18 protein-coding genes, 1 tRNA gene and 1 pseudogene are annotated in these 24,905 nt (G+C 33.6%); 12 read left to right on the top strand and 8 right to left on the bottom strand.

Translation table 11 applies throughout. The features are described 5' to 3' along the window. Positions 1-311 precede the first annotated feature (311 nt). From ACGLWY_RS12365 to dnaE, 5 genes are all read right to left on the bottom strand, one after another. Positions 312-385: transfer RNA gene (locus ACGLWY_RS12365), tRNA-Asp, on the bottom strand. 81 nt (positions 386-466) lie between these two features. Then, positions 467-1,396, bottom strand: a complete 930-nt coding sequence (locus ACGLWY_RS12360; protein WP_396619981.1) for a DUF58 domain-containing protein — start codon at positions 1,394-1,396, stop codon at positions 467-469. 65 nt (positions 1,397-1,461) lie between these two features. Then, the gene (locus ACGLWY_RS12355; RefSeq protein ID WP_396619980.1) at positions 1,462-2,004 is read right to left on the bottom strand and encodes a ClpP family protease; all 543 of its coding nucleotides are present in this window, start codon (positions 2,002-2,004) and stop codon (positions 1,462-1,464) included. Between the two features lie 241 nt (positions 2,005-2,245). Then, positions 2,246-2,563 (bottom strand): thioredoxin, encoded by a 318-nt coding sequence (gene trxA / locus ACGLWY_RS12350; protein WP_117173187.1) that lies wholly within the window; start codon positions 2,561-2,563, stop codon positions 2,246-2,248. A gap of 174 nt (positions 2,564-2,737) precedes the next feature. Next, complete coding sequence (gene dnaE / locus ACGLWY_RS12345) at positions 2,738-7,126, bottom strand: DNA polymerase III subunit alpha (RefSeq protein WP_396619979.1); 4,389 nt, start codon at positions 7,124-7,126, stop codon at positions 2,738-2,740. A 165-nt stretch (positions 7,127-7,291) separates the two neighbouring features. Between dnaE and ACGLWY_RS12340 the strand changes: the two genes are divergently transcribed. Beyond that, the gene (locus ACGLWY_RS12340) at positions 7,292-7,654 is read left to right on the top strand and encodes a hypothetical protein (protein WP_396619978.1); all 363 of its coding nucleotides are present in this window, start codon (positions 7,292-7,294) and stop codon (positions 7,652-7,654) included. A 227-nt stretch (positions 7,655-7,881) separates the two neighbouring features. Here the strand turns inward: ACGLWY_RS12340 and ACGLWY_RS12335 are convergent, their stop codons facing one another. Next, complete coding sequence (locus ACGLWY_RS12335) at positions 7,882-8,331, bottom strand: PA2169 family four-helix-bundle protein (protein ID WP_396619977.1); 450 nt, start codon at positions 8,329-8,331, stop codon at positions 7,882-7,884. Between the two features lie 293 nt (positions 8,332-8,624). Here ACGLWY_RS12335 and ACGLWY_RS12330 point away from each other — a divergent pair, with 293 nt between their 5' ends. From ACGLWY_RS12330 to rimM, 3 genes are all read left to right on the top strand, one after another. Next, positions 8,625-9,686 carry a lactonase family protein gene (locus ACGLWY_RS12330; RefSeq protein WP_396619976.1) on the top strand — a complete coding sequence of 354 codons (1,062 nt, stop codon included), beginning with the start codon at positions 8,625-8,627 and terminating at the stop codon, positions 9,684-9,686. A gap of 105 nt (positions 9,687-9,791) precedes the next feature. Next, positions 9,792-10,328 carry a 30S ribosomal protein S16 gene (locus tag ACGLWY_RS12325; RefSeq protein ID WP_396619975.1) on the top strand — a complete coding sequence of 179 codons (537 nt, stop codon included), beginning with the start codon at positions 9,792-9,794 and terminating at the stop codon, positions 10,326-10,328. A 179-nt stretch (positions 10,329-10,507) separates the two neighbouring features. Further along, entirely contained in the window at positions 10,508-11,032 is a 525-nt protein-coding gene (rimM, locus tag ACGLWY_RS12320) for a ribosome maturation factor RimM (RefSeq protein WP_396619974.1), read from the top strand. A gap of 72 nt (positions 11,033-11,104) precedes the next feature. Here the strand turns inward: rimM and ACGLWY_RS12315 are convergent, their stop codons facing one another. Then, positions 11,105-11,554: a DUF2383 domain-containing protein gene (locus tag ACGLWY_RS12315; protein ID WP_396619973.1), complete on the bottom strand. Its 450-nt coding sequence runs from the start codon at positions 11,552-11,554 to the stop codon at positions 11,105-11,107. 199 nt (positions 11,555-11,753) lie between these two features. Between ACGLWY_RS12315 and ACGLWY_RS12310 the strand changes: the two genes are divergently transcribed. From ACGLWY_RS12310 to ACGLWY_RS12290, 5 genes are all read left to right on the top strand, one after another. After that, a complete protein-coding gene (locus ACGLWY_RS12310; protein WP_396619972.1) occupies positions 11,754-12,473 on the top strand; it encodes a tRNA1(Val) (adenine(37)-N6)-methyltransferase in 720 nt (239 codons plus the stop codon). Between the two features lie 160 nt (positions 12,474-12,633). Beyond that, the gene (locus ACGLWY_RS12305; protein WP_396619971.1) at positions 12,634-13,812 is read left to right on the top strand and encodes an acyl-CoA dehydrogenase family protein; all 1,179 of its coding nucleotides are present in this window, start codon (positions 12,634-12,636) and stop codon (positions 13,810-13,812) included. A gap of 158 nt (positions 13,813-13,970) precedes the next feature. Then, positions 13,971-17,441: a hypothetical protein gene (locus tag ACGLWY_RS12300; protein WP_396619970.1), complete on the top strand. Its 3,471-nt coding sequence runs from the start codon at positions 13,971-13,973 to the stop codon at positions 17,439-17,441. A gap of 364 nt (positions 17,442-17,805) precedes the next feature. Continuing rightward, a complete protein-coding gene (locus ACGLWY_RS12295) occupies positions 17,806-18,708 on the top strand; it encodes a serine/threonine protein phosphatase (protein WP_396619969.1) in 903 nt (300 codons plus the stop codon). A 54-nt stretch (positions 18,709-18,762) separates the two neighbouring features. Next, the gene (locus tag ACGLWY_RS12290) at positions 18,763-19,227 is read left to right on the top strand and encodes a hypothetical protein (RefSeq protein ID WP_396619968.1); all 465 of its coding nucleotides are present in this window, start codon (positions 18,763-18,765) and stop codon (positions 19,225-19,227) included. 94 nt (positions 19,228-19,321) lie between these two features. Here the strand turns inward: ACGLWY_RS12290 and ACGLWY_RS12285 are convergent. After that, positions 19,322-19,929 (bottom strand): annotated as a pseudogene (locus ACGLWY_RS12285) (IS982 family transposase). A 369-nt stretch (positions 19,930-20,298) separates the two neighbouring features. On the opposite strand from ACGLWY_RS12285, the gene ACGLWY_RS12280 reads away from it, so the two are divergent. The 3 genes from ACGLWY_RS12280 to ACGLWY_RS12270 all read left to right on the top strand — a co-directional run. Then, the gene (locus tag ACGLWY_RS12280) at positions 20,299-22,287 is read left to right on the top strand and encodes a sensor histidine kinase (protein ID WP_396619967.1); all 1,989 of its coding nucleotides are present in this window, start codon (positions 20,299-20,301) and stop codon (positions 22,285-22,287) included. A 47-nt stretch (positions 22,288-22,334) separates the two neighbouring features. Continuing rightward, on the top strand, positions 22,335-23,057 hold the full coding sequence (locus ACGLWY_RS12275) for a LytR/AlgR family response regulator transcription factor (RefSeq protein ID WP_396619966.1): 723 nt from the start codon (positions 22,335-22,337) through the stop codon (positions 23,055-23,057). Between the two features lie 435 nt (positions 23,058-23,492). Continuing rightward, the coding region (locus ACGLWY_RS12270) for a hypothetical protein (protein WP_396619965.1) at positions 23,493-24,905 on the top strand (1,413 nt) is incomplete at its 3' end.

The raw sequence follows: 24,905 nt of genomic DNA, 5'->3' as shown, positions 1-24,905 counted from the left end.
TAAATAAATTGATTAATACAGGGGTTGAAAATGTAGAGTTCTTCCTTTTCAGACTAACTCTAATTTATGCATAGACACAACAATGGCTTAAAGAGGAAAATAAACCCATATAAAACAAAAAAGCATCCCAATCTTCTGTAAAGAAAAAAGGAAAGCTTCTCATTGGCTTGTGCTGCTTGTCCTGAATTTATTTCAGGAACAGTTCAGCATCTCAACCACAATTTGATAAACATCTAGTGCTTATCAAACAACACAACTTCTTTTAAGTGCCAAAAAAAGCCCTAATCCCTTAGAGCTTTTAGCAATTTTAGCGGTCTGGACGGGACTCGAACCCGCGACCTTCGCCGTGACAGGGCGACATTCTAACCAACTGAACTACCAGACCGTTGCTTTATTGCGGTTGCAAATATACATGCCTTTTTTAATATGTCAAATCTTTTTTCAAGTTTTTTTTGCAACATTTTTTCTAAACAAACTTTTTTCGTTCTACCATGTATGTTGTCAAGATGTTATTAAAATCTTTATTTACATCTGCCTCCACATATTTTATCTTGTATTGCAGACATTTAAGCTTTAAAGCATCAAAATAAGTACCCACAGCACGATTATAATTTTCTTTGATGCTATCGGCATATAAATTAATGTACTCTCCTGTCTCAACATCAATAAAGCGTTTGGGTTTGTTATCGAAATCAAATTGCAATTCTTTCTCTTTATCAAACACATGAAACAAAATTACCTCATGCTTGTTATATTTCAAATGCCGCAGTGCTTCAAACAACTTGGTTTCGCCTTCACTTGTTTGAAACATATCTGTAAACAAAAAAATCATGGAACGCTTATGAATTTTCTCTGCTATTTCATGCAAATACTTATATGTTTCCGTTTGCTTATTTTTTGGTTTTGAAACAACTGCTTCACTTAAATGATTCAATAACATTTGATGATGGCGCTCACTTCCTTTTTCGGGCGCATAATAATCATACGCATCGCTATAAATACTTAAACCAACCGCATCCCGCTGCTTTTTTAAAATCTGCATTAATGAAGCGGCAGCCAAAACCGAAAATGCAATTTTATTAAGATTTTCAATAGAAAATGTATGCACCTCAGGATAATGCATCGAACTGCTATTATCTATAATGATATGACAGCGTAAATTAGTTTCATCGTCATACCGTTTGGTATAAAGTTTTTCGGTTTTGGCAAACAACTTCCAATCTATATGACGTGTGCTTTCGCCTTTGTTGTAAATTTTGTGTTCAGCAAACTCTGCCGAAAACCCATGAAACGGACTTTTATGCATACCGGCAATAAACCCCTCCACTACCTGTTTTGCAAGTAATTCGAGGTTTTTAAAACCTTCTGCTTTATTTAGTTCGTTTTGTATATTCATCCCCTCTTAATCTCCCCAAAGGGGAGAAATCATTTAATCGTAAATCTAAAATTGTAAATCGTTAATTATAATACCTTATCAACAATGCCATATTCAACCGATTCTTGAGCTCCCATCCAATGATCCCTATTAAAATCTTTCATCACTTTTTCAAAAGTCTGACCACAATTATCGGCTAATATTTGTGCACTTAACTCTTTAGTTAAAATAATTTCCTTTGCTGTAATTTCAATATCACTGGCTGGACCACGCGCACCACCACTTGGTTGATGAATCATAACACGTGCATGTGGTTGTATAAAACGTTTTCCTTTTTGTCCAGCCGAAAGAATTATAGAACCCATAGACGCCGCAAAGCCTGTACAAATGGTAGATACTTCGCTGTTTAAGGATTTAATGCAATCGTAAATTGCAAAACCTGATGTTACATAACCACCAGGACTGTTTACGTACAAATGGATATCTTTTGTTTCTAAAGCATCTAAATATAGTAATCTATCTATAACATGTTTTGCAGACTCATCGTCAACTTGCCCCCATAAAAACACTTTTCGCTGCTCTATTAATTTCCTATCAATAACATCTTGAACTTTTATTTTATCACTCATTTTTATTTAATTTTTAACTTATAACTCATCTAAACTTTTCACAATTGTCTAAAAAATTGTCCTTTTGCACTCGCTCTTAGCCTTTTCTTCGTTCCGTAGCTCTGCTATGCAACTCCAAAAAGCCTTCAATCGAACACAAAATAACTAATTTTCGCTTCAATTAAAAAAGTTTAAACGAGTTCTAAAATAAAAAAAGGTTTACCATTATGGCAAACCTTTTTAGTTTTCTTTTTTATATCTATTACAAAAGCGAATCAATCGCCTCAGTATAAGCGTTTTTTGGCGCTACACCAACTTGTCGTCCAACTACTTCGCCGTTCTGAAAAACCAAAACCGTAGGTATATTACGCACGCCATATTTTGCAGCAAATTCTTGGTTTGCATCTACATCAACCTTTCCAACAACTGCTTTCCCCTCATATTCTTCACTTATTTGTTCAATAATTGGTCCAACCATTCTACATGGTCCACACCAAGCAGCCCAAAAGTCTACCAATACTGGTTTACTGCTTTTTAATACTGTTTCCTCAAACGTTGCATCTGTTATTTCTAATGCCATAATATTTATCTTTAAATTCGTATTCTATTTTAACAACACAAAATTAGTCAAAATTTTTACTAAAGCTTACAAGGTAACAATTTGTTTTCTTTATACTAACATTGTTTTGCACTATCATAGATGTTTAAGTGCATAAAACTAGGGTCGGTTGTACCTTTTTGGCATTTGCAGGAATTAGTTCAACTTAAATACCACATTTTCATACTCTAATTCATTTAATAATTCTTGACAAACTTTTACTTTTTGTTTTCTACTGGGCATGCTTAACTTTATTTGTTCTTTATTGTCATAAACCACAAAATTGAGCATCTGGCTTCCTGGGTGCATTTTCAAAAGTTCTTTCAATTTTAAAACTTTATCTTCCTTTAAATCGTCAATATTAAGTTGAATGGATAGCTTTTTGGCGTAATTCTCCATAACGTCATGCAACAACTGGAAACTATTAAACTGCAGTCTTGGTTCGCTTTTCTTGCCTGTATCTTTGTTTACCCATCCTTCTCGAACAAAGGACTTAACAAACACAAAATTGTTTTGCATTAAAAAGTGCCTAAATTTCAAGTATTCTTCACCAAAAATGCGGAACTCGTAACTATCGGTATAATCTTCTACAGTAAACATAGCCCATCCTTTTCCCTGCTTGCTAACACGGTGTTGCACATCGGTAACCACGCCTCCAAAAACCAACTCTCTATTCACATAAGCTTCCAAGTTTTTAAATAATGCTAGGCTTGCATTACAAAATGTGGTCATTTCAATTTTAAAATCATCCAAAGGATGTCCAGAAATATAAATACCTACTACTTCCTTTTCACGAGCTAATTTTTCCATGGTTCCCCATTCTTCACATGGTGGCACTTGCGGTTCTGCAATTTGTACATCACTAGCATCTCCAAATAAACTCACTTGAGCAGAATTTTCATTTTCTTGATGTTTATTTCCATAACGAATCGCTTTTTCCAAAAAAGTAATACCATCGCCATCATCATGAAAATATTGAGCTCGGTGAGTCTCTTTAAACCCATCAAAACCACCTGCCAAAGCTAAATTTTCAAACGCTTTTTTGTTAGCAGCACGTAAATCGATACGTTTAGCAAAATCGAAAATAGATTTGTAGGGACCATCTTTTTTTCTATTATCAACGATGGTAATAACGGCTCCATGACCAACACCTTTTATGGCTCCCATTCCAAAACGCACCGCATTGTCTTTGTTTACTGAAAATTTATAAAAAGACTCATTCACATCTGGTCCAAGAACATCCAATTTCATACGCTTACATTCCTCCATAAAGAAAGTAACTTGCTTGATGTCGTTCATATTATTAGACAGTACCGCTGCCATATATTCAGCTGGGTAATGTGCCTTCAAATACGCTGTTTGGTAGGCTATCCACGCATAACAGGTGGAATGCGATTTGTTGAACGCATAACTTGCAAAGGCTTCCCAGTCTTTCCAGATTTTTTCGAGTATTTTTGCATCGTGGCCATTAGCACTGGCTTGCTCCACAAACTTAGGTTTCATTTTATCGAGTACCGCAATTTGCTTTTTACCCATCGCTTTTCTTAGCACATCGGCTTCACCCTTTGTAAATCCTGCTAGTTTTTGGGACAACAACATCACCTGCTCTTGATATACTGTAATACCATAAGTTTCCTTTAGGTATTCTTCCATAGCATCTAAATCGTACTCAATCGCCTCATCTCCATGTTTTCTGCGGGTAAAACTTGGAATATATTCCATAGGTCCCGGGCGGTACAAGGCATTCATCGCAATTAAATCTTCAAAAACGGTAGGTTTTAACTCTTTAAGATGCTTTTGCATACCGGGTGACTCGTATTGGAACACACCAACTGTTTCACCTCTTTGGAATAACTCATAAGTCTTTTCATCATCTAACGGAAAGTTATCGGGATCGAGTAAAATATTGTGTTTTGCTTTTACAATTTTAACGGTATCCTTTATTAAGGTTAATGTTTTCAACCCCAAGAAATCCATCTTTAATAGTCCCGCTTCCTCAACTACGGAGTTATCAAATTGAGTAACATATAAATCGGAATCTTTAGCCGTTGCAACTGGTACGAATTTCGTAATATCGTCTGGGGTAATAATGACACCACAAGCATGGATCCCTGTATTACGAACTGACCCTTCAAGTATCCTTGCCAAGTTTACGGTTTCAGCCTCTAAATCACTTCCTTCAGAAATGTTTAAAAGTTGATTGACTTTTTCTAAATCTTCAGCACGAAACTTACTGCTCAATTCTTTTTCACTTAAACCGAAAATTTTATTCAGCTTAGACATGGTTGGAATTAGTTTCGCAATTCTATCGGCATCAAAAAGTGGCAAATCCAAAACACGAGCCGTGTCCCTGATTGATGATTTTGCAGCCATTGTTCCGTACGTGATGATTTGCGCCACTTGATTGCTACCGTATTTTTTGATAACATAATCCATAACGCGACTTCGACCTTCATCATCAAAATCTATGTCAATATCGGGCATACTAATACGATCTGGATTTAAGAAACGCTCAAAAAGCAAATCGTATTTAAGTGGGTCTATATTGGTTATCCAAAGGCAATATGCGACTACCGAACCTGCTGCAGATCCACGACCTGGGCCTACCGACACATCCATGTTTCGAGCCTCACGTATAAAGTCTTCTACAATTAAAAAGTAACCTGGATAGCCAGTATTTTGAATAACATCGAGTTCAAAATCCAAACGTTCTATGACTTCATCTGAAAGATCTTCCCCATAGCGCTTTTTAGCACCTTGATATGTTAAATGGCGTAAATAGGCATTTTCTCCACGTTTACCCCCATCGACTAAATCTTCTTCATTTTTAAATTCATCCGGAATATTAAAAGCTGGCAATAAAACTTCACGAGCCAACTCATAAGCTTCTACTTTATCAACCACTTCCTGGACATTACTTATCGCTTCGGGAACATCCTTAAAGAGGGATTTCATCTCTTCGGAAGACTTAAAATAATAATCTTGGTTAGGCAACCCATAACGATAGCCACGTCCGCGACCTATGGGTGTCGCCTGCTTTTCGCCATCTTTTACACATAATAAAATATCGTGTGCATTCGCGTCTTCTTTTTTACAATAGTAAGTGTTATTTGTTGCTACTAATTTAACATCATGTTTTTTTGAAAGCTCAATTAAAACAGGATTCACACGATTTTCGTCTTCTTGATTATGCCGCATTAACTCCATATACAAGTCATCTCCAAACTGTTCTTTCCACCAAAGCAACGCCTCTTCAGCTTGATTTTCACCAACATTTAAAACCTTACTTGGCACTTCTCCGTATAGATTCCCTGTTAAGACAATTAAACCTTCCTTATATTTTTCAATAAGCTGTTTATCAATTCGAGGTAAATAATAAAACCCGTCAACAAAAGCAAGTGACGATAATTTTGCTAAATTATGATAGCCATTTTTGTTCTTAGCTAAGAATACTATTTGGTAGCCATTGTCTTTTCTGGTTTTATCTGTATGGTCTTCACAAACAAAAAATTCGCAGCCAATTATGGGTTTTATCTCTACAGCATTTGGTGTTTCACCTTTTTCAATGGCTGCTTCATTTTTTGCTTTAACACTTCTATTATGATTGCTAACGGCTTTCACAAAGTGAAAAGCGCCCATCATATTAGCGTGGTCTGTTAACGCGACTGCGGGCATATTATATTCAGCAGCGGCAGCTACCAAGTCGGTAACGCTTATGGTAGATTGCAGCACCGAAAATTGCGAATGGTTATGCAGATGTACAAAATCGACTTCCTTTAAATCGGATACATTTTGCTTAATCTCTTCGGTAGAAATGGTTTCAACCTGAACATTTTTAAGGCGTTCACGAATTTTAGCACTTTCCTCCTTAAGATTAATATGTTTTAATCCTATAAGTTGAATCGTTTTAGGATTGGCCTCATTAAAATTTTGAAAGTAATCTGGCTGAACGTCTAATTGTTCCTTCGTGTACTCACCCAAACGAATCAATTCAAAAAAGCAACGTGTGGTCGCCTCCACATCGGCAGTGGCATTATGCGCTTCATCAAAAGGGATACTAAATAAAAACTCATGCAATTCGGTAAGCGTTGGCAACTTAAATTTACCATAACGCCCACCCGGAATTTGACATAAACTAGCGGTATGTTCAGTACATGTATCTAAAACTGGTAATTCCTGAAGTGGGTTTGCCACATCGCCGCGAACAAATTCAGCACCCATTATGTTTAGGTCGAACTTTACGTTTTGCCCAACAACAAATTTAGCTTTACTTAACGCTTCATTAAATTTTTCCAAAACTTCGGCTAGCGGAATCCCTTGATCTTGGGCTAATTCCGTTGAAATACCATGGATTTTTTCAGCATCATAAGGAATATTAAAACCATCTGGCTGTACCAAATAATCCTGATGTTCGATACAATTCCCCATAGCATCGTGCAATTGCCATGCGATTTGAATACACCGCGGCCAATTATCGGTATCGGTAATAGGTGCATCCCAGCGTTTTGGTAATCCTGTGGTTTCGGTATCGAAAATTAAGTACATTCAGTAAGTTTATTTGGTAATTTATTGATTCGTTTAGTGCGAAAACGAAGAGTATAAAAATACATAGAATTTACACTTTTTTAAAAAGAAGTTTTGAAGAGTTTTTAACAAAAAAATATGGTTCATAAGTATGCAAATTGAATATTTCATGTTAAATCTGCATACATGATTAAGAGAAGACTTGAAAGAAAAACAAATAATGCTCTTGAAAAGAGCGCTTCCGTTGCCATACTTGGACCAAGACAAATAGGGACTTTTACACCTAACCATATCAAATCATATTTTTACAGAACCTCTGGCGGTGCCGAAATAGATTTAATTTTAGAATTTGACCTTAACGAGTTGTGGGCCATTGAAATTAAACGCAGTTCTGCCCCAAAACCATCCAAAGGCTTTCATAGTGCTTGCGACGATTTAAATCCAAAAGAAAAATTTATTGTGTATTCTGGCAGCGACACTTTTACTATAAAAAACGACATTACTATTATTTCGCTACATGATATTATGGAGCGACTGGTAAAACTATAAAAAAGAGATTGTAAAAAGTAAACTTTAATGTCAGTTTGAGCCTTTCGACTACGCTAGATAAACTAAAGTCAAAAACCCTATTAATTATATTTTCAATGCATTTCGCAAGCTGCGCTTTTATCTTCAAATAAAAATATATTTTCATTTCCGATAATGCTCCAATGTGACAATTCACTTCTAAACAGACTTTTTAGACGACCTACTCATCTTAACCTATTATCAAATGCTTATGACACTAATTTTCTATATGATTTCTCGGTATTAATTGCTGCTTGAATAGCATTTTTATGCTTACATAATAACGCATCAATAGTTGGAGGCAATACTTCATCTTTTAAAAGCTCATTATAGCCATTCAAAACAGTTTCTTCAAATTTAATTGTTTCATCTAAAACAGCCTCTTCGTTATTGGAGGTTAACGAGAGTTTTAAACTTGTCCAATTTCTATTGAAAGTTTCTTTTAAGCTGCCTAAGTCTTCAGGGATTTCACCATAACTCAAGATTTCTGTTCTTAATTCTTTGGCAAATTCACCTCTGTCCGTAACTCTTCGCTTAAAAAGCATTTTCAACCTACCATCACCTATATTATCAATGGCATTTGAATAATATTTTTCAGCATCAATGTTTTTTACTAATAATTCATTTAATTTGTTTGAAATTTTCTTTTTGAACTTCATAATATCATTTTTAAATTTCAATAAATTCTTTTAAGGTGCGTATTGTTTCACATCTGTTTTTTTTAATATAAAACAAATAAAGGGATGAGTCGATTTTTTAACAAACTTTAGCAGTATTTTACAGGGCTTTAACAGGTTTGCTCTTATTTTAAGAAACTGTTTAAATTTTATCTAAAAGCATCAATAAACAAAACTTAAACAGTTTCTAACATTTATGAAATTTAAATGGTTTTAATAACTTAAAAACTTTACATTTAATGTTCAATTTTTTGAGATCATTCAACTAAAACAAAATGAAACATCTATTACTATTTCTCACAACTGCATTTATTTTTTTAAACATCAAAGCTCAAAATATTCCGCTGTACGTAGGTACCTATACCGATGGTTCCAGCGAAGGCATTTATAAATTACAGTTTAACCCAAAAACCGGCGATCTTAGTCATTTACAATTGGCTATGGCGACCGAAAACCCTTCATTTATAGCATACTCACCAAATAAAAAATATTTGTACGCCGTAAGCGAAAGCCTTGGAGGCTCTGTTTCTTCTTTTAAAATTCAAGAAAACGGCTTATTAAAATTTTTAAATAAAGTAAGCAGTAACAGCACAGGTCCTTGCCATATTTCGTTAAACAAACAGGGCAATAAAGCTGTAGTTTCTAATTATGGTGGAGGTAGTGCAGCCATTTATAGCATTTCAAGGGACGGAAAACTCAATGAAGCCTCCCAAATTTTTGAATACAATACCTCAGATAAAGCATCCCATGCACATTCCGGTCAATTTTTTAGAGACGAATTATATATAGCCGACTTGGGCATGAATGCTGTTTACCAATATAAACTAAAAAATAACAGTTACGAATTGGCTACGCCTTCAATTTTTAAAACCACCGAAAACCCAGGCCCAAGACATTTTGCTTTAACAAAAAACGGTCAATTCATCTATATCATTAACGAATACGGAAGCTCTGTAACTTCGGTTAAAAAAACTGACTCTGGTTTTGAACAGATTGACTACGATACCACTTTAGATGAAAATTATGAAGGAAAAAATGCTTGTGCCGATATTCATTTATCTAAAAACGAACTTTATTTATATGGCTCCAACCGAGGTGAAAATTCCATCGTAGTTTTCAAAAGAAATAAATTTGATGGTACCTTAGAAAAAGTTCAAACGGTACCAGTTCATGGCGATTGGCCAAGAAATTTTACCCTTGACCCTACTGGAAAATTTTTATTGGTTGCCAATCAAAAAAGCCAAAATATAGCCGTTTTTAATATAGACGCCTCCACAGGAACACTTACTTTTTTACATGATGTAAAAGCACCTACACCTGTTTGCTTATTATTTTAAAGAATCCATTTCGAAATAAAATAAAGCATTGATAATTAGAAATAAAATATTATCTTTGCGCCCTCATTAATAACCGAGGTCGAGAACCTCAACTAATTAATTATTATGCCAGTAAAAATTAGATTACAAAGACATGGTAAAAAAGGGAAACCTTTTTACTGGATTGTTGCAGCCGATGTACGATCAAAAAGAGATGGTAAATATCTTGAAAAATTAGGTGTTTATAATCCAAACACAAACCCAGCAACTATAGATTTAAATGTTGATGGCGCTGTACAATGGTTGCAAAATGGTGCACAACCAACCGACACAGCTAAAGCTATTTTATCTTACAAAGGTGCTTTACTAAAAAATCACCTTGCAGGTGGTGTTAGAAAAGGTGCTTTAACAGAAGAACAAGCTGAAGCTAAATTCACTGCTTGGTTAGAAGAAAAAGCAGGTAAAGTTGGTGCTAAAACAGATGGTTTAGCTAAAGCACAAGCTGAGGCTAAAGCAAAAGCGTTAGAAGCTGAAAAAGTTGCTAACGAAGCTCGTATTGCTGCCGCTGCTCCTGTTGTTGAAGAGGAAGAAGTTGCAGAAGAAACAACTGAGGTTGTAGCTGAAGAAACTGCTACCGAAGAAGCTCCAAAAGAAGAAGAATAAAAAAATAGTTTTTTATACTTTTAAACTCCGATACATGTATCGGAGTTTTTTATGCAAAAAAGTGTCATTTTTGCATAGTCCCTTGAAGAAGGGAATTTTATATTTTAAAACGGAAGATTTCCACCATAGTTTATCTTGAGCGAAGACGAAAGGCGGAAATAAAAAAAAACTAACATTCAATGAAGAAAGAAGATTGTTTTTATTTAGGTAAAATTGTATCAAAATATAGTTTTAAAGGCGAACTTTTAATTAAATTGGATACCGACCAACCTGAATTATATGAAGACCTTGACGCTATGTTTATTGAGGTCCGTAACACATTACTCCCCTTTTTTATTGAACGCTCACAGCTTCATAAATCAGATTTATTGCGTGTGCAGTTTGAAGACGTTACAAACGAAGCCGATGCCGACTCTTTAATAAAAAGCGATGTGTATTTGCCACTCGAGTTTTTACCAAAACTAGAAGGCAACAAATTCTATTTTCATGAAGTTATTGGATTTACTATGGAAGATATAAATTACGGAAAAGTGGGTACTATCGTTGGCATTAATGATTCTACCGCGCAAGCCTTATTTGAAGTTGAAAACAATGGGAAAGAAATTCTTATCCCTATGAATGATGAGTTTATTGAAAAAGTAGATAGAAAAAACAAAACGGTTTTCGTTAAAACCCCAGAAGGATTGATTGATTTGTATTTATAATTTTAGGATGGTTTATAAAAAAACAGGGGGGGCGATTTTTTTAAAATCGCCCCCCCTATTTTTTTACCTACATTACAGAACAAATTCTTCTTCCCTTTTCATAGCATTCATATGGCTATAAATACTATCTTGCTGTTTTATCAACAGCTTACATGTAGATAGCGGTAAATTAATTTGCATTAGCAATTCATTATATTTTTCAATATTTAATTTTTTTAAACTATAAATTTCCTCCATCAAATCATTTTCATTCTTCAATAGAATAAAATTTCTAAAATTTTTCCAAATTCTATCAAAATCACTACTGGATATATTCAATTCTTTGGGCTTCCCCCCTAACTTTACAATTTCAGCTCTTAATTGCCTGCCAAATTCGTTTCTTTCAAAACTTCTTTCTCTAAAAAATGCTTTTAAATTATCATCATCAGCTAAATCAAGCGCTTTAAAATAAACTTTTTCAATCTCATAATTCATAATTAATAAATTATTGAGTTTGCTTAAAATTTTTTCTAACGACTTCATATAAATAATCTTTAGTTTAGTACCTTCAATAAATTTTTTTAAGATGCGTATTGTTTTCACATCCATACTTCATGTCCATAATCCATACCACCATATTAATAACGTCATTAACTTAAACTTATTTTTTACCCAATTTAGTATATTTTGAAATAATCTACTGGCTTTTTAAGTTTTTCTATTAAAATTTCAACAAAAACACATGTCTAACAAACCATTCAAATTCAAACAATTCGAAATTAACCAAGATAAATGTGCCATGAAAATTGGCACCGATAGCGTGCTTCTTGGTGCTTGGGTCTCCATTCAACAAAATCCGTTTTCCATATTAGATATTGGTGCAGGCACAGGTATTGTAGCGCTCATGCTAGCACAACGTAGTCACGCAGAACTGATTGATGCTATTGAAATTGATGACGATGCCTACGAACAATGTGTAAATAATTTTGAACAATCGCCTTGGGGAGACAGACTCTTTTGCTATCATGCGTCTTTAGATGAGTTTGTTGAAGAAATTGAGGACCAATACGACCTCATTATATCAAATCCACCATTTTATTCAGAAGATTTTAAATCTGAAAACCAACAACGCGATTTAGCCCGATTTAACGACGCCTTACCTTTTAATCATCTAATAGAAAGTGTTTCTAAGTTATTGTCTGAAAACGGCATCTTTTCTGTTATTGTACCTTTTAAAGAAGAAGCTTCATTTATTAAAATAGCTACAACATTCCATTTATTTCCAAACAGAATTCTACAGGTAAAAGGAAATCCATCTTCAGAAATTAAAAGAAGCCTCATAGCATTCTCGTTCAGCGAAAGCGTCATTAAAAAAGAAACCCTTATTATTGAAACAAGGCGTCACGAATATACAGAAGACTACATAAATCTGACAAAAGATTTCTATTTAAAAATGTCATAATACCATTGGAATTAATTAAATTTGAGACCATAAAATGATAAATTCATAAAAAAATACTGCTTTTGCTAATTATTTTATTTTGAATAAGTCGAAAAATCAAAATTAATGTCACAAACGGTAGTGAATGCCTTCTGTCATTAATTTATAATAAAATGACCAGATGAAACCAGATTTATTTGAAGCACCAGATTATTATAATCTTGATGATTTACTTTCCGAAGAGCATAAATTAGTCCGAAATGCTGCCAGAACTTGGGTAAAGCGTGAGGTCTCTCCTATAATTGAAACGTATGCTCAAAAAGCAGAATTTCCTATGCAAATTATTAATGGTTTGGCAGAAATTGGTGCTTTTGGTCCTTATATTCCTGTAGAATACGGTGGCGCTGGCTTGGATCAAATTAGTTATGGTTTGATTATGCAGGAAATAGAACGTGGCGATTCTGGAGTTCGCAGTACCGCTTCGGTACAATCTAGTTTAGTCATGTATCCCATCTGGAAATATGGTACAGAAGCCCAGCGTCAAAAATACTTACCTAAATTGGCAAGTGGCGAATGGATGGGTTGCTTTGGTTTAACCGAACCCGACCACGGCAGTAACCCAAGTGGTATGGTAACCAACTTCAAGGACATGGGAGATCATTACCTTTTAAATGGTGCTAAAATGTGGATAAGCAACGCACCTTTTGCACAAGTAGCTGTTGTTTGGGCTAAAGATGAAACTGGAAAAATACATGGTTTACTGGTTGAACGTGGCATGGAAGGTTTTACAACTCCAGAAACACATAATAAATGGTCGCTTCGCGCATCTGCAACAGGCGAGCTTATTTTTGATAATGTAAAAGTGCCTAAAGAAAATATATTGCCTAATAAATCTGGATTGGGCGCACCACTTGGGTGTTTAGATTCGGCACGATACGGCATTGCTTGGGGTGCTATTGGTGCCGCCATGGATTGTTATGATACAGCACTTAGATATAGTAAAGAGCGTATGCAATTTGGTAAACCTATTGGCCAATTTCAACTGCAACAAAAAAAATTAGCTGAAATGATTACCGAAATTACCAAGGCGCAACTTTTAACTTGGCGACTTGGGGTTTTACGTAATGAAAACAAAGCAACCTCAGCTCAAATATCTATGGCGAAACGGAACAATGTTGATATGGCCATTACAATAGCCCGAGAAGCACGCCAAATACTTGGAGGCATGGGTATAACTGGCGAATACTCTATTATGCGCCACGCTATGAATCTTGAAAGCGTCATTACTTATGAAGGTACACATGATATTCATTTGCTTATCACAGGACTGGATATTACAGGCTTAAATGCTTTTAAATAGTCTCCATATTTCCAATATAAACCAATACTTCTTTCAATATGGTCCATTAACCATTCTTGACGCCGAACTCATCTTGACTTTTTTCAATTGGCTGCAAAATTTAGACAATAACTGATTTTCGACAGGTTTTAAAAAAAACTCCTGACTTAACTTTGTTGTTGAATAACGAATTTTTTAAAGCCATGCAAGAATCAAGAAAAGACATTGTACAATTTATCAATTTACAATTAGCAGCCCTAGGACAGCCTATTTACAGAGATTATGAGGATAGTGATGAAAAATTTTGCGATCCAAAATTTGAAGCGCTTACCTCTGGAATGATAAAAAGTATGCGTGAAAAATCCAGATTACTGGCAGACCACCATTGTCCTGCAGATTCAAGAATTCAAAATTTTATAGATGATTACTTAAACAAGGTTTTAATAAACAAATCCTATAAACTGCCTAACAATACATTAATGCTATCTAAAAAAGGGCACGCTAGAGAAGTGAGCTTACCACCAAATGGCAATACTTTTAAAAGTGAGCTGGTTACATCCAATAGAATAAAACAAGGAATTTTAAACAATCCGCTAAACGACAAAAGAACTACAAAGGGCACTTTTCACATTGTAGAAGGTGATTTACCTGTACCATTAGATAAAAAAGAAGTGCCAAAAATTACTTTTGCCCACTTTTTGAATGCAGCCTTTAATCCATCTGACGATTTAAAAATACTTCCATTTACCAGTAACCAAGAGAACAAGGCAAAAACAATGGTATCAATGCTTTTAAGACCTATTGTATGTCCAGAAGTAAAAGGTGTTATTACCAAAAAATCTATGGAAGTTCGCTTTTTTGCACCAGGTAACTTGGTTAGTAATTTAGATTTTGTTGAGTCTATTTTTGGAAATGCAGGCGACCCAAATTTAGCACAAAACGATGCCGCATTGGACACCGAACATTGGACAGGTCATACCGGATGCATTATTTTGGCTCCCCAATTAACAACCCTTAAAAAGAAAGCTGTTGGATTGCCTCATTTTAACGATGCTACAGAACGTCAAAAAAGAGATGGTATGTATTGGAATGATGCCAACGACATTTATAATGATGGCAATGCTTTTAAAGTGACGTGTAGGGATGATAGAGGTGTCGTCATTACATTAATAGCCGATAATTATTACGGTTATTCAAAAAAAGAAATCAAAACCCAAATTAGCTACTCTGCAAATTTATTTGGTTTAGTTGAAGAGGAACATGCCGGAGGCGCAATGGCTTTTGCAAGAAGAGTTATGGGTGACACCTTAGACGGAAGGGATTACTCAGAATTCCATAATAATAAGCACTCTTTTGAAGAAGTTAAAACACTCTTAGCGAATCGTATAGAAGTCATGCCTGAAAATTATGCCATCGACAAAAAATATCCCAATATCGTTTACATTCCAGAGTTTTCATATGTAAACACCAACACCAATAGCATTACCTGGAAGCATGGTGGAAAAAATCAAAAACTAACCATATCACCATACAAAACCTATGTGCATCCTACTGGCAATAAATTCAGATTGGAAAAACACAAAAGCATTAACTTATGGCGTATTGTAGATACTTTTGCTGAGGGTGTTTTTTGTCATAAACCCTGTACTGTATCAGGTGGTGGAAAATCTGAAATTTCAAAGTCTATGCAAAACGCCATTACTTACAGTACGTTTAACATTCATGACATTGATGAAGATTTCAAAAAAGCAGATGAAATCATAGAGTTTAATTATTCTACGCGTTGGAAAATCAAAGACCCAAATAGACCAAAATCGAGACATTTTTTAAGTGAAAACAGAAGCTTGAGCTCTGCGGTAAAACTGCTGACCCCATCAGAAGAAAACTCAGATGAATTCAACGAGTTTTTAAGAAATATCCCCGTACATATCAGATCGTTGGTGCTTTTTGTAAAACGATTATACAGACAAGCACACGGTGCACTAAACTGGAAAGATTACATGTCGGTAGAAATAATCAATGGACAAAAAGGAACAGGTCTTTTATATAATAACACCCCAGTAGTGGGCAGTTATGTACGTATTGGATTCAACCAAAAAGGAAACTGGATGCTAAACAAATTGAGATCTGATTTTTCCCCTTGTGAAAAGATCCAAACCGAAGACGACATTACTGCTTCAATAACTTTACCAAGAGAACAGATAAAAAACCTGAATCCAGAATACACCAACAAAAGTGTAAAAGTACTTACAAATTGCGAAGCGCATTTATTCCAAAGACCAGACGAAGCCGTTGTAAGAGGCTACGATAAAAACGCAGAACTGGATATTATTTCAAATGGCCGCTTTTTAACAAACTACGAATTGTTGAAAAAAACCGATGCCATTGCCATTTATGAGGACACCATCAACTTTGATAAATACACACAACCCGTTAAAGATTTCATTACCAATATCGTAAACAGCAACGACGACGAAGCATCTTTTGTATTGCCATCGCACACTAGGATTGTGAATGGCGAACCCACTGCCAATCCCCGCTACTTGGAACCAAGCAGACATATTGAAGAAACTGAGGCCAGTTATTTAGCAGACACAGGGGTACGGTTACTTAGAAAAATAAAATTTGACGAACCCGTTATTCATGTGGTAAATGCGGTACTTCCTGGCAGACGAAATAACCCTGTTGACAAAGTTGCGGGCATTCGACCTTTGGCGGTGTATAACCCAATTCACTACCAAGAAACCCCCGAATTGTTTATGGACTTTATCTGTAGCCTAACAGGTAAGTCACCATCAACAACCGGAGCAGGTTCAGAAGGCGCTTTAACCAAAGCCCCATTTAATATGCTAACACCAACTACCGATTTGAATAATGCGTTATTGTCGCATATTTTAACAGAATCAAATGGATTTAGCACAGCAGCTGGATATGTAGGAGCTGAAAATAAAATTGACCATGACGTCAGTTTGCTTATTCCAGAAATCTGGGCACGATTGGAGCCAAAAGATAGAGATCCCAAACAGCTAATTGCAAATGGTTCATTAGAAAAATTAGACGATTTTGAGTACCGTGGCGAAACCATATTGGCAAGCAGGTTAGGCTATAGAATTACAAAAACATTTGCGCTAAGATGTATGAATAGATTGTTTGACGAACCTACAGCCGTTTTTAACGAACGCATGCTAAAACCTGAAATCCAAGGTATTGAAGATTATGTGGATGGTATTAAAAATATTGTCGAAGCACAACAAAAAGTGGCATTAAGCTATTTTGAAGATGGCAGTGTTAAAGCAGCAATACCGCCTTTAGAAATATTATTGCACATCATGGCGTATGGCAACTATGAAGGAAAAACCATTGACAACCCAGAATTACGTCAGTATTTCGATAGAAATTACGTATTACAGAGCGATTGGTACAAACAAAGATTGGTTTTAAAACAACAAAAAGACATTCGCTTTTATGATTCCCAATTAGCCTATTTGGAAGCGTTTATCGCAAACCCAAACAACGATATATTAATTGAAGAAATGAGCATTAAAGAGCGATTAAAATCAGTAAAAAAATCTTATGACCATGTAAAATCCCCTAAATATTTAAAAGAATTGGTTGGCACCATAGGCGCTGACCCACTGTATAGAAAGTAGCTTTCTAAAAAATTAAGGCACAAACGGTATTCAATTAAGAACAGCATGGCAACTTAACTGTTGGAATACTAAATGCGTTTTGTTAAATATTGAATTATTTGATATGATTAGACTAATAAGGTTTTAAAACCTCACTGGTCTTTTTTTCCTAATATTTTGATTACATTTAATCCGTTGGGTGAAATTAATAAAACTCAATTTATAACGAATTTTGATTATAATTTAAAGTCAATTTAGTGCTCAAGTGTCAGTCTGAGCCTGTCGAAGACACTAGAAAATACATTTCGACAAGCTCAATGTGACAATTTATATAAAAATTAGTATTGATAGAGCAATTACACCCAACGGGTTTACATTTACTCTTATGTTTTCAACAAAAAAAAGGCTAGATAATGCTTATAAAAAGGCTAAAATCATCAATTTTGATGATTCTAGTAAATTTATTTTATTTAGTGATTGCCACCGAGGCGACAATAGTTTTGCAGACGATTTTGCCAATAACAGAAACATTTATTTTCATGCCTTAAAGCATTATTATGCTGAAGGTTTTCAGTATTGTGAACTTGGTGATGGCGATGAACTCTGGGAAAACCTCTCGTTTAAACCCATTTTTGAAGCACATAAAAATGTGTACATGCTCATGCGCCAGTTCCACAAAGAGAACAAACTGCACATGATATGGGGAAACCACGATATGGTTTACAGAAACCCAAACTATGTAAAAAAACATGTATCTACTTATTTTGATAAAACTTTGGGTATTGATGTTGACTTATTCCCTGGGATTGAATACCACGAAGGCATTATTTTAAAAAATACAACGACAAACCAAGCTCTGTTTTTAACTCACGGGGATCAAGCCGATTGGTGGAATTATTTATTTTGGAAATGGAGTCGCTTTATGGTTAGAATACTTTGGAAACCGTTGAATGTGATGGGAATTGCGGATCCAACAAGTCCTGCCAAAAATTACAGCGAACTTATAAAAGTAGAACGTCGAACCAAGAAATGGATTATTGAAAACGATAATTTAGTAACCATTGTTGGGCACACGCACCGACCTCGTTTTCCAGAACCTGGAGACATTGCTTTTTTTAACGATGGCAGTTGTGTTCACCCAAGGAGTATTACTGGTATTGAAATTGAAAACGGTGAAATTTCATTAATTAAATGGTATATAGATACCAATGATGATGGCGTCCTTCAAATAGTAAGACTATTACTTGAAGGTCCAAGGAAATTGATTGACTATAAAACAAGTTCTTAATAGATTGACGCAACCAAAGGCTGTTTTTTATATCTAATAATAAAAAACAAACACATGGAAAAGGCCATTTCAATCTTCTTATTTTCACTTTTTGTTTACGGCTGCAGCTCTAATGATGAAATTCAATTAACCAAAGATGATTACTTAATATTTGGTCATTTTTATGGATATTGCATTGGAGAAGGCTGTGTCGAAATCTTTAAGCTGACCAATGAAAAATTATATGAAGATTCTAACGATAATTATGCTAACGAACCTTTTAATTTTGAAGTTTTAGACACTACTAAATTTGAAGTTGTTAAAGATTTAATTGATTATTTTCCAACAAAATTGCTGTCTGAAAAAGAAAGCACACTTGGTTACCCCGATTGTGCAGACGGTGGCGGTCTTTTTATCGAATATTCTAGAAACGGTACGGTTAAAAGTTGGAAAATAGACCAAATAAAGGGTAATGTCCCTAGTTATTTACACAACTTTATGGATAAGGTAAACGAAAAAATAAGCCTTATTAATAAGTAATAACCCATTAAGTGTAATTATACTTTAATTTAAAATTTTATAACGATGTCACATTGAGTTTGTTTAAATGCTTATTTCAACCCTTTGGATATAATTAAATAGCTTGATTTTTAATATTGTTTATGGTCTATCAAAGAAGAATTTATTAACATATTGAAACAATGCTAATGTTGTTATTTTGGCTAAAATTCTTGTTTTAAAATCTTAAAAGATTTAGCATAATTGTTTCTAATTCTGAATTGGTCGCACAGTTGTGAAAATAATGTTTCAATTCTTTTTCTTGATTTCCTAGCTGTGGTTTATATTCATAAAACCAGTTGTTTTGAGAAGCACAAAACCCTTTTGAAGGAGCTGTTTTAAACTCATTTTTACAGATTTTAATTCTCCTATGACGTGCAAATTTGCAAATCTCAAACGGCATACTATCTACGATGAAATAATTTTCAAATTCTAAAAACAGAAAGGCTAATTTTGTTCTTACTTTTTCTAAAAATAAAAACAATTTTCTTCTTCTTATATTGACTTTTATTGAACTGACTTCGTTCATTAAATTAAGGATTTATTGCTTGTTAATCTCTTTAAATAAGGAGTTTCACTATCATTAGACATGAATTGAGCCATTATACTTAATGCAACTACTTCTAAATCAGACATTTTTTGTTTTCTGCCGACAGCCCATTTATTCTCTAATTTAGAATTTATAACGTCTAAAACTCTAAAATAATTCTTTACTATATTTGACATAGATATTGGTTGTTTTTAGACTTCAAAATACTGAATTTCAGAATCTTGATCAATATCTAATTAATCTTTTTTACTTCAAATAATTACACCCAACGGGTTATTTATCTAACAATAACTGTAAAGCTCATTAAAAAGAGATTATCATTCAACGAACTACTTATAAACGAGATTCTATTAGAATTAATACACACATATATAAGTTGTGTGTAAAACTTATGATTAGTTTTGCGAATTATTGACACTTAACTTTACTTATATAAAACAATTAAATATTATTATATGATTTTGAAAACTACAAAATCTACTTTCGAAAAATTCAAGTATTTTTTGAAATTAAAAACAATAAACCAAATCTTACTTTTGTTCTTAATACTTTTTCTAACTAAAATAGAAGCTCAAGAAAATTTTAATAGTCCGAGAGATATAGAAAACTTCACAACAAACTCTTTAATTATAGACAAAATTGAAGACCATATTTTAGACCAGCAATTAGATTCTGTTGCCTATTTAATTTCACAACAAAAAACGACCCCTTACATACAAAGTTTAAGCAGAATTTCTAAAAACAACAATCCTACTTATTTAGATTATTATAAATTCACTCTTAACCTTGGAACTCGAATAGGACTTAATTATGAAAGTGTCAATAACTATATCAATAAGAATATTAAAATACCAATTGATAAAAATGAAGTAAATTTAGATTATGTAAATATTAAATGGATTCAAATTGCAAGATTAAGAGAAGATTTTTCTGCCGAAGAGGCTAGCTACGAACAAGAAAAACTAGAAAAATATATTAATCAATTTGACCCTAAAAATAATAATACAATTAAGGCACAATTATTAGCCAGTGTACATCATATCGTATTGTATTATCTTTCAAGAGATTTCAAAAAAAGCAAAGAATTATGCCTTAGCAGTTTAAAAAAATCGAAAGAACTTAAAGATTACGAGTTGGAAATTATTTTTTTATATCATTTATGTGATTCTTATATACATGAAATAACGGTTGGTAAATATTTTAAGGTTGATGAATATATTAAAGCCTGTGAACATAGTTTAGAACTCGAAAAGAAACTCCCTACAAAAAGTGTGTATCATATTGGCACTATAATACATTTAATAGATGCTTATCTTTTTAAAGGGGGCCAAGAAAAAAGAGTAGACGAATTGTTAGAAGAACTTTATAAAAACCCAAGAACTAGACCATTAAGCTATTCTTTGTATGCGCGATATATTTCATACCTAAATCCCAATTCCCCAAAATGCAAATCGATTTTTAAGCAATTTGAAGTTACTAATTTACAGGAGTTCGTTAAAAAAATTGAAACTTTAGGGGAAAAAGTATTAAAGTCAAATGATTTTTTTCATATACTAAACGATTGTTCCATAGCATTAGAATACCATGGATTTTATGAAGAAGCTTTAGAATACAAAAAAAAGAGTTTAGAACAGAATGAAAAATATTACTCTCAAGAATTATCCCAATCTTTATCCAGGTTTAAAACAAGGCAAGCGGTACGAGAAAAAGAATTAGAAATAGAAAAAGAAAAAGAGCATTCAAGATTATATATCATCATAGCCTCTTTAATTGCTGGATTATTACTGATAACGCTCATTTTTTTTGTACGCAAGAGAAAACAATCTGAATTATTAGAAATAAAAAACAATCAAATTAATCAGGCTTTAAAAGAAAAAGAGTTACTTATCAAAGAAGTACATCATCGGGTTAAAAACAATTTTCAAATTATTTCAAGTTTATTGGAACTTCAATCTAAAGGGATTGAAGACGAAAAAGCTTTGGCCATTGCTCAAGATGGGAAAAACAGGGTAAAATCAATGGCTTTGATCCATCAAAAACTGTATCAAAATGAAGATGGATTAATCAATTTTGAAGAATATATTACTCTTTTAGTAGATGAAATAGCCTCAATGTATGACGCACTTAAAAAGATAACAATAGTAGTACATGCAAAGAACTTATTTTTTGACATTGATACAGCTATCCCTTTGGGTTTAATCATTAATGAATTAGTCACGAATACCTATAAATATGCTTTTTCCGAAAAGGAAACAGGAAAATTAGACATAACTATCAATCGGTTTGATGAAAACAGTTATAAGTTGATAATTTCGGATAATGGTTCGGGATTTTCTAATGATTTTGACATCAAAAAAACCAAAAGTTTTGGACTTCGTTTAGTAACTCGCCTTGTAAAACAACTTCGAGGTACACTATCTTTTATAAATAATAATGGAACAACTTTTGAAGTTATTTTTAAAGATTTGCATGCAAGAAAAAATATTGACTAAATTTAGAAATGAAACTATATTTTTAAATAATCAATTTTAAAGAAATAATGAGAAAAATTAAAGTATTAGTAGTAGAAGACGAAATTATTATTGCCGACAATCTTTGTGACTCTCTTAATGATTTAGGATTCAAAGCTTTAGAACCAGCTTTGAGCTATACAGAAGCAATTGAATTAATCGAATTGGAAAAACCAAATATTGCTATTTTAGACATTAATCTTTCAGGTACAAAAACAGGTATTGATCTAGCCGAAAAAATTAATGCAGACTATAATTTTCCGTTTATATTTCTAACATCAAATTCAGATAAAACTACATTAGATGCAGCAAAAAAAGTAATGCCTCCTGCCTATTTAGTAAAACCTTTTTCAAAAGAAGAACTCTACACCACTATAGAAATAGTGCTTAATAATTTTTTGAACATAACCGCACAAATTGAAAAAGAAGATTCAATTACTAAAGAGGCCATATTTATAAAAGATAAAGGAGTAATTACCAAGGTTCTTTTTAATGACATAATCTACTTAAAAAGTGATCATGTATATGTAGAAGTTATTTTAAAAAACAAAAAAGTCTTTTTGATTAGAGGAAGTTTAAATGATACTATTAAAGAATTGAACAACAATTTTATTCAAGTACATCGCAGTTATGTGATAAACCTTGATTATTTACAGCAAATAGATCATAAATTATTAATCATTCATGACAATCAAATTCCAATAGGCAAAAAATATCATGAATCAATTCTCAAAAAAATCAATCGAATTTAATAATTTCTTTTAAGAGACAATAAAAATCTGATTTTTAATGACACTATCCCGCAAAGTATGTAAGTTAAAAAATTAGGGTTTAGTTTTTTAATTAAAGTTGAACCCTTTTTCATAAATGCAAAAAAGTGATTGCGTATTAGTATCACCTTTCAGATTGGTAATTCCCCTTTTACTTTACTGAACCAGTATTTAGTAAATTTCATTTGTTTGCATAAAACAAGTTGTAAATAACAATTTCTTCAAAACAGGCGTAAGTTTCCAACTTAAACTGAACGCGACAAATTTAGAACATTTTCCTTTCGCTTTAGAACATTAAACACAATAACAGCCTATTAGTTGTTACTTTCGCCGCCAAATTATTTGTAACCAAGTCTAAATTTGAATAGTGAGCTATTAAAAAAAAGATTTGCATTATTAATTGAATTTTGAAAATTTATGAAGATTTCTACTTTTACAAAAAAAAAACAATTAGTTAAAGGTATAAAGCAACGCTATTTACTATTGTTAGTGCTTTCTTTTTTGTTGTTTTATCAAAACAATATGGTTGCCCAAATTATCTTTAGTGAAAATTTTGGGCAAAGTACGGTACGTATTCAATGTCCATACACAACTACTGGGACTAATAGTTTTAATTTTGCAGATCCAAATACTCTAGACAATCCTCTCACAACGGGAGGAAATTATAATAGTAATGAAAATATATATGCGAATGAAATTGAGAATAACTATTATGCGGTTATAGCTCCAGCTAACATTTACACAACATATGCCTCTGGATACACCCCTCAATTTCAATTATGGAATACAACGATATCTGATCACACAGGCAATCCTAATGGAGCTGTGATGGCGATAAATGGAGGAACTACATTGAATTCTTTATATAAAAGACAAGTTGCTTTGGTTCCTGGTAAAAGCTATAAACTTACATTTTGGTTGTATGTAGTTAACGCTCAGTCGAGTCTTACGGCAAAAATAATAAGTCCTTCAGGGAATACAGTCTTAGCTTCTGGTGATACGGGATATCTTTGGTTAAGTTCATCAGCATGGACACAATATACTGTCGAATATTCAGTTCAAGCAGAATGTAATTCGGGTAATTATTATATTTCTATAGAGAATACATTTGCTCAAGATTTAGGTAACGATTTTTATATTGATGATATTGAATTTAGTGAGATTTCCTCGCCAATAGCTCCTGTTACAATTGCTTGCCCATCGACAGAACCAACTGCAAATAATGATATAAGTTCAGGAAATGCAGTCGGAAGTACTGTAAATGTATCTATTTTGGCAAATGACAAATTATCGGATGGTACTACTACTGCAAATACTTCAAATTCGACAGTAACAGTTTTAGTTCCTGCCGGAGCTTCTCAAGTTATATCTACACAAGCAATCACTGTGCCTGGTGAAGGAACCTGGTCTTATGCTGCAGGTACGCTAACTTTTACCCCTTTAGCCAATTTTACTGGTAATCCAACTCCAATTACTTATACCATTACGGATATTTCAACGAATACCACCTCATCGCCTGCTAGTGTGACTATTACCTATGTAGAAGTCCTTCCACCTCCAGTTGCACCGGTAAGTGGGGGTAACCAAACAGTATGTGCAACCTCACCAATTCAAACATTAACAGCCACAGCAACTACAACAGCAGAAAATACTATTGTTTGGTATGATGCAGCCACAGGAGGAAATATTGTTACCTCTCCAACATTAAGCACAATAAATACAGTAACTTATTATGCAGAAGCCGTAAATACAGCAACAGGAAGCGTGAGTGATAGGACACCTGTTATTTTAACTATTAACCCCACTCCAGCAGTTCCAGCGATAACAACA

Origin of the sequence: Mariniflexile sp. HMF6888, assembly GCF_044335535.1 — a bacterium.
Lineage (GTDB): Bacteria > Bacteroidota > Bacteroidia > Flavobacteriales > Flavobacteriaceae > Mariniflexile.
Note: the sequence above shows the minus strand (reverse complement) of the source record. Positions and strands in the feature narration are given on the sequence as shown.

Coding starts and splice junctions, on each gene's coding strand:
- rimM (WP_396619974.1), top strand. CDS start 10,508: ATGAAGAAAGAAGATTGTTTTTATTTAGGTAAAATTGTATCAAAATAT.
- ACGLWY_RS12315 (WP_396619973.1), bottom strand. CDS start 11,554: ATGAAGTCGTTAGAAAAAATTTTAAGCAAACTCAATAATTTATTAATT.
- ACGLWY_RS12325 (WP_396619975.1), top strand. CDS start 9,792: ATGCCAGTAAAAATTAGATTACAAAGACATGGTAAAAAAGGGAAACCT.
- ACGLWY_RS12335 (WP_396619977.1), bottom strand. CDS start 8,331: ATGAAGTTCAAAAAGAAAATTTCAAACAAATTAAATGAATTATTAGTA.
- ACGLWY_RS12305 (WP_396619971.1), top strand. CDS start 12,634: ATGAAACCAGATTTATTTGAAGCACCAGATTATTATAATCTTGATGAT.
- trxA (WP_117173187.1), bottom strand. CDS start 2,563: ATGGCATTAGAAATAACAGATGCAACGTTTGAGGAAACAGTATTAAAA.
- ACGLWY_RS12330 (WP_396619976.1), top strand. CDS start 8,625: ATGAAACATCTATTACTATTTCTCACAACTGCATTTATTTTTTTAAAC.
- dnaE (WP_396619979.1), bottom strand. CDS start 7,126: ATGTACTTAATTTTCGATACCGAAACCACAGGATTACCAAAACGCTGG.
- ACGLWY_RS12355 (WP_396619980.1), bottom strand. CDS start 2,004: ATGAGTGATAAAATAAAAGTTCAAGATGTTATTGATAGGAAATTAATA.
- ACGLWY_RS12290 (WP_396619968.1), top strand. CDS start 18,763: ATGGAAAAGGCCATTTCAATCTTCTTATTTTCACTTTTTGTTTACGGC.
- ACGLWY_RS12340 (WP_396619978.1), top strand. CDS start 7,292: ATGATTAAGAGAAGACTTGAAAGAAAAACAAATAATGCTCTTGAAAAG.
- ACGLWY_RS12275 (WP_396619966.1), top strand. CDS start 22,335: ATGAGAAAAATTAAAGTATTAGTAGTAGAAGACGAAATTATTATTGCC.
- ACGLWY_RS12310 (WP_396619972.1), top strand. CDS start 11,754: ATGTCTAACAAACCATTCAAATTCAAACAATTCGAAATTAACCAAGAT.
- ACGLWY_RS12295 (WP_396619969.1), top strand. CDS start 17,806: ATGTTTTCAACAAAAAAAAGGCTAGATAATGCTTATAAAAAGGCTAAA.
- ACGLWY_RS12360 (WP_396619981.1), bottom strand. CDS start 1,396: ATGAATATACAAAACGAACTAAATAAAGCAGAAGGTTTTAAAAACCTC.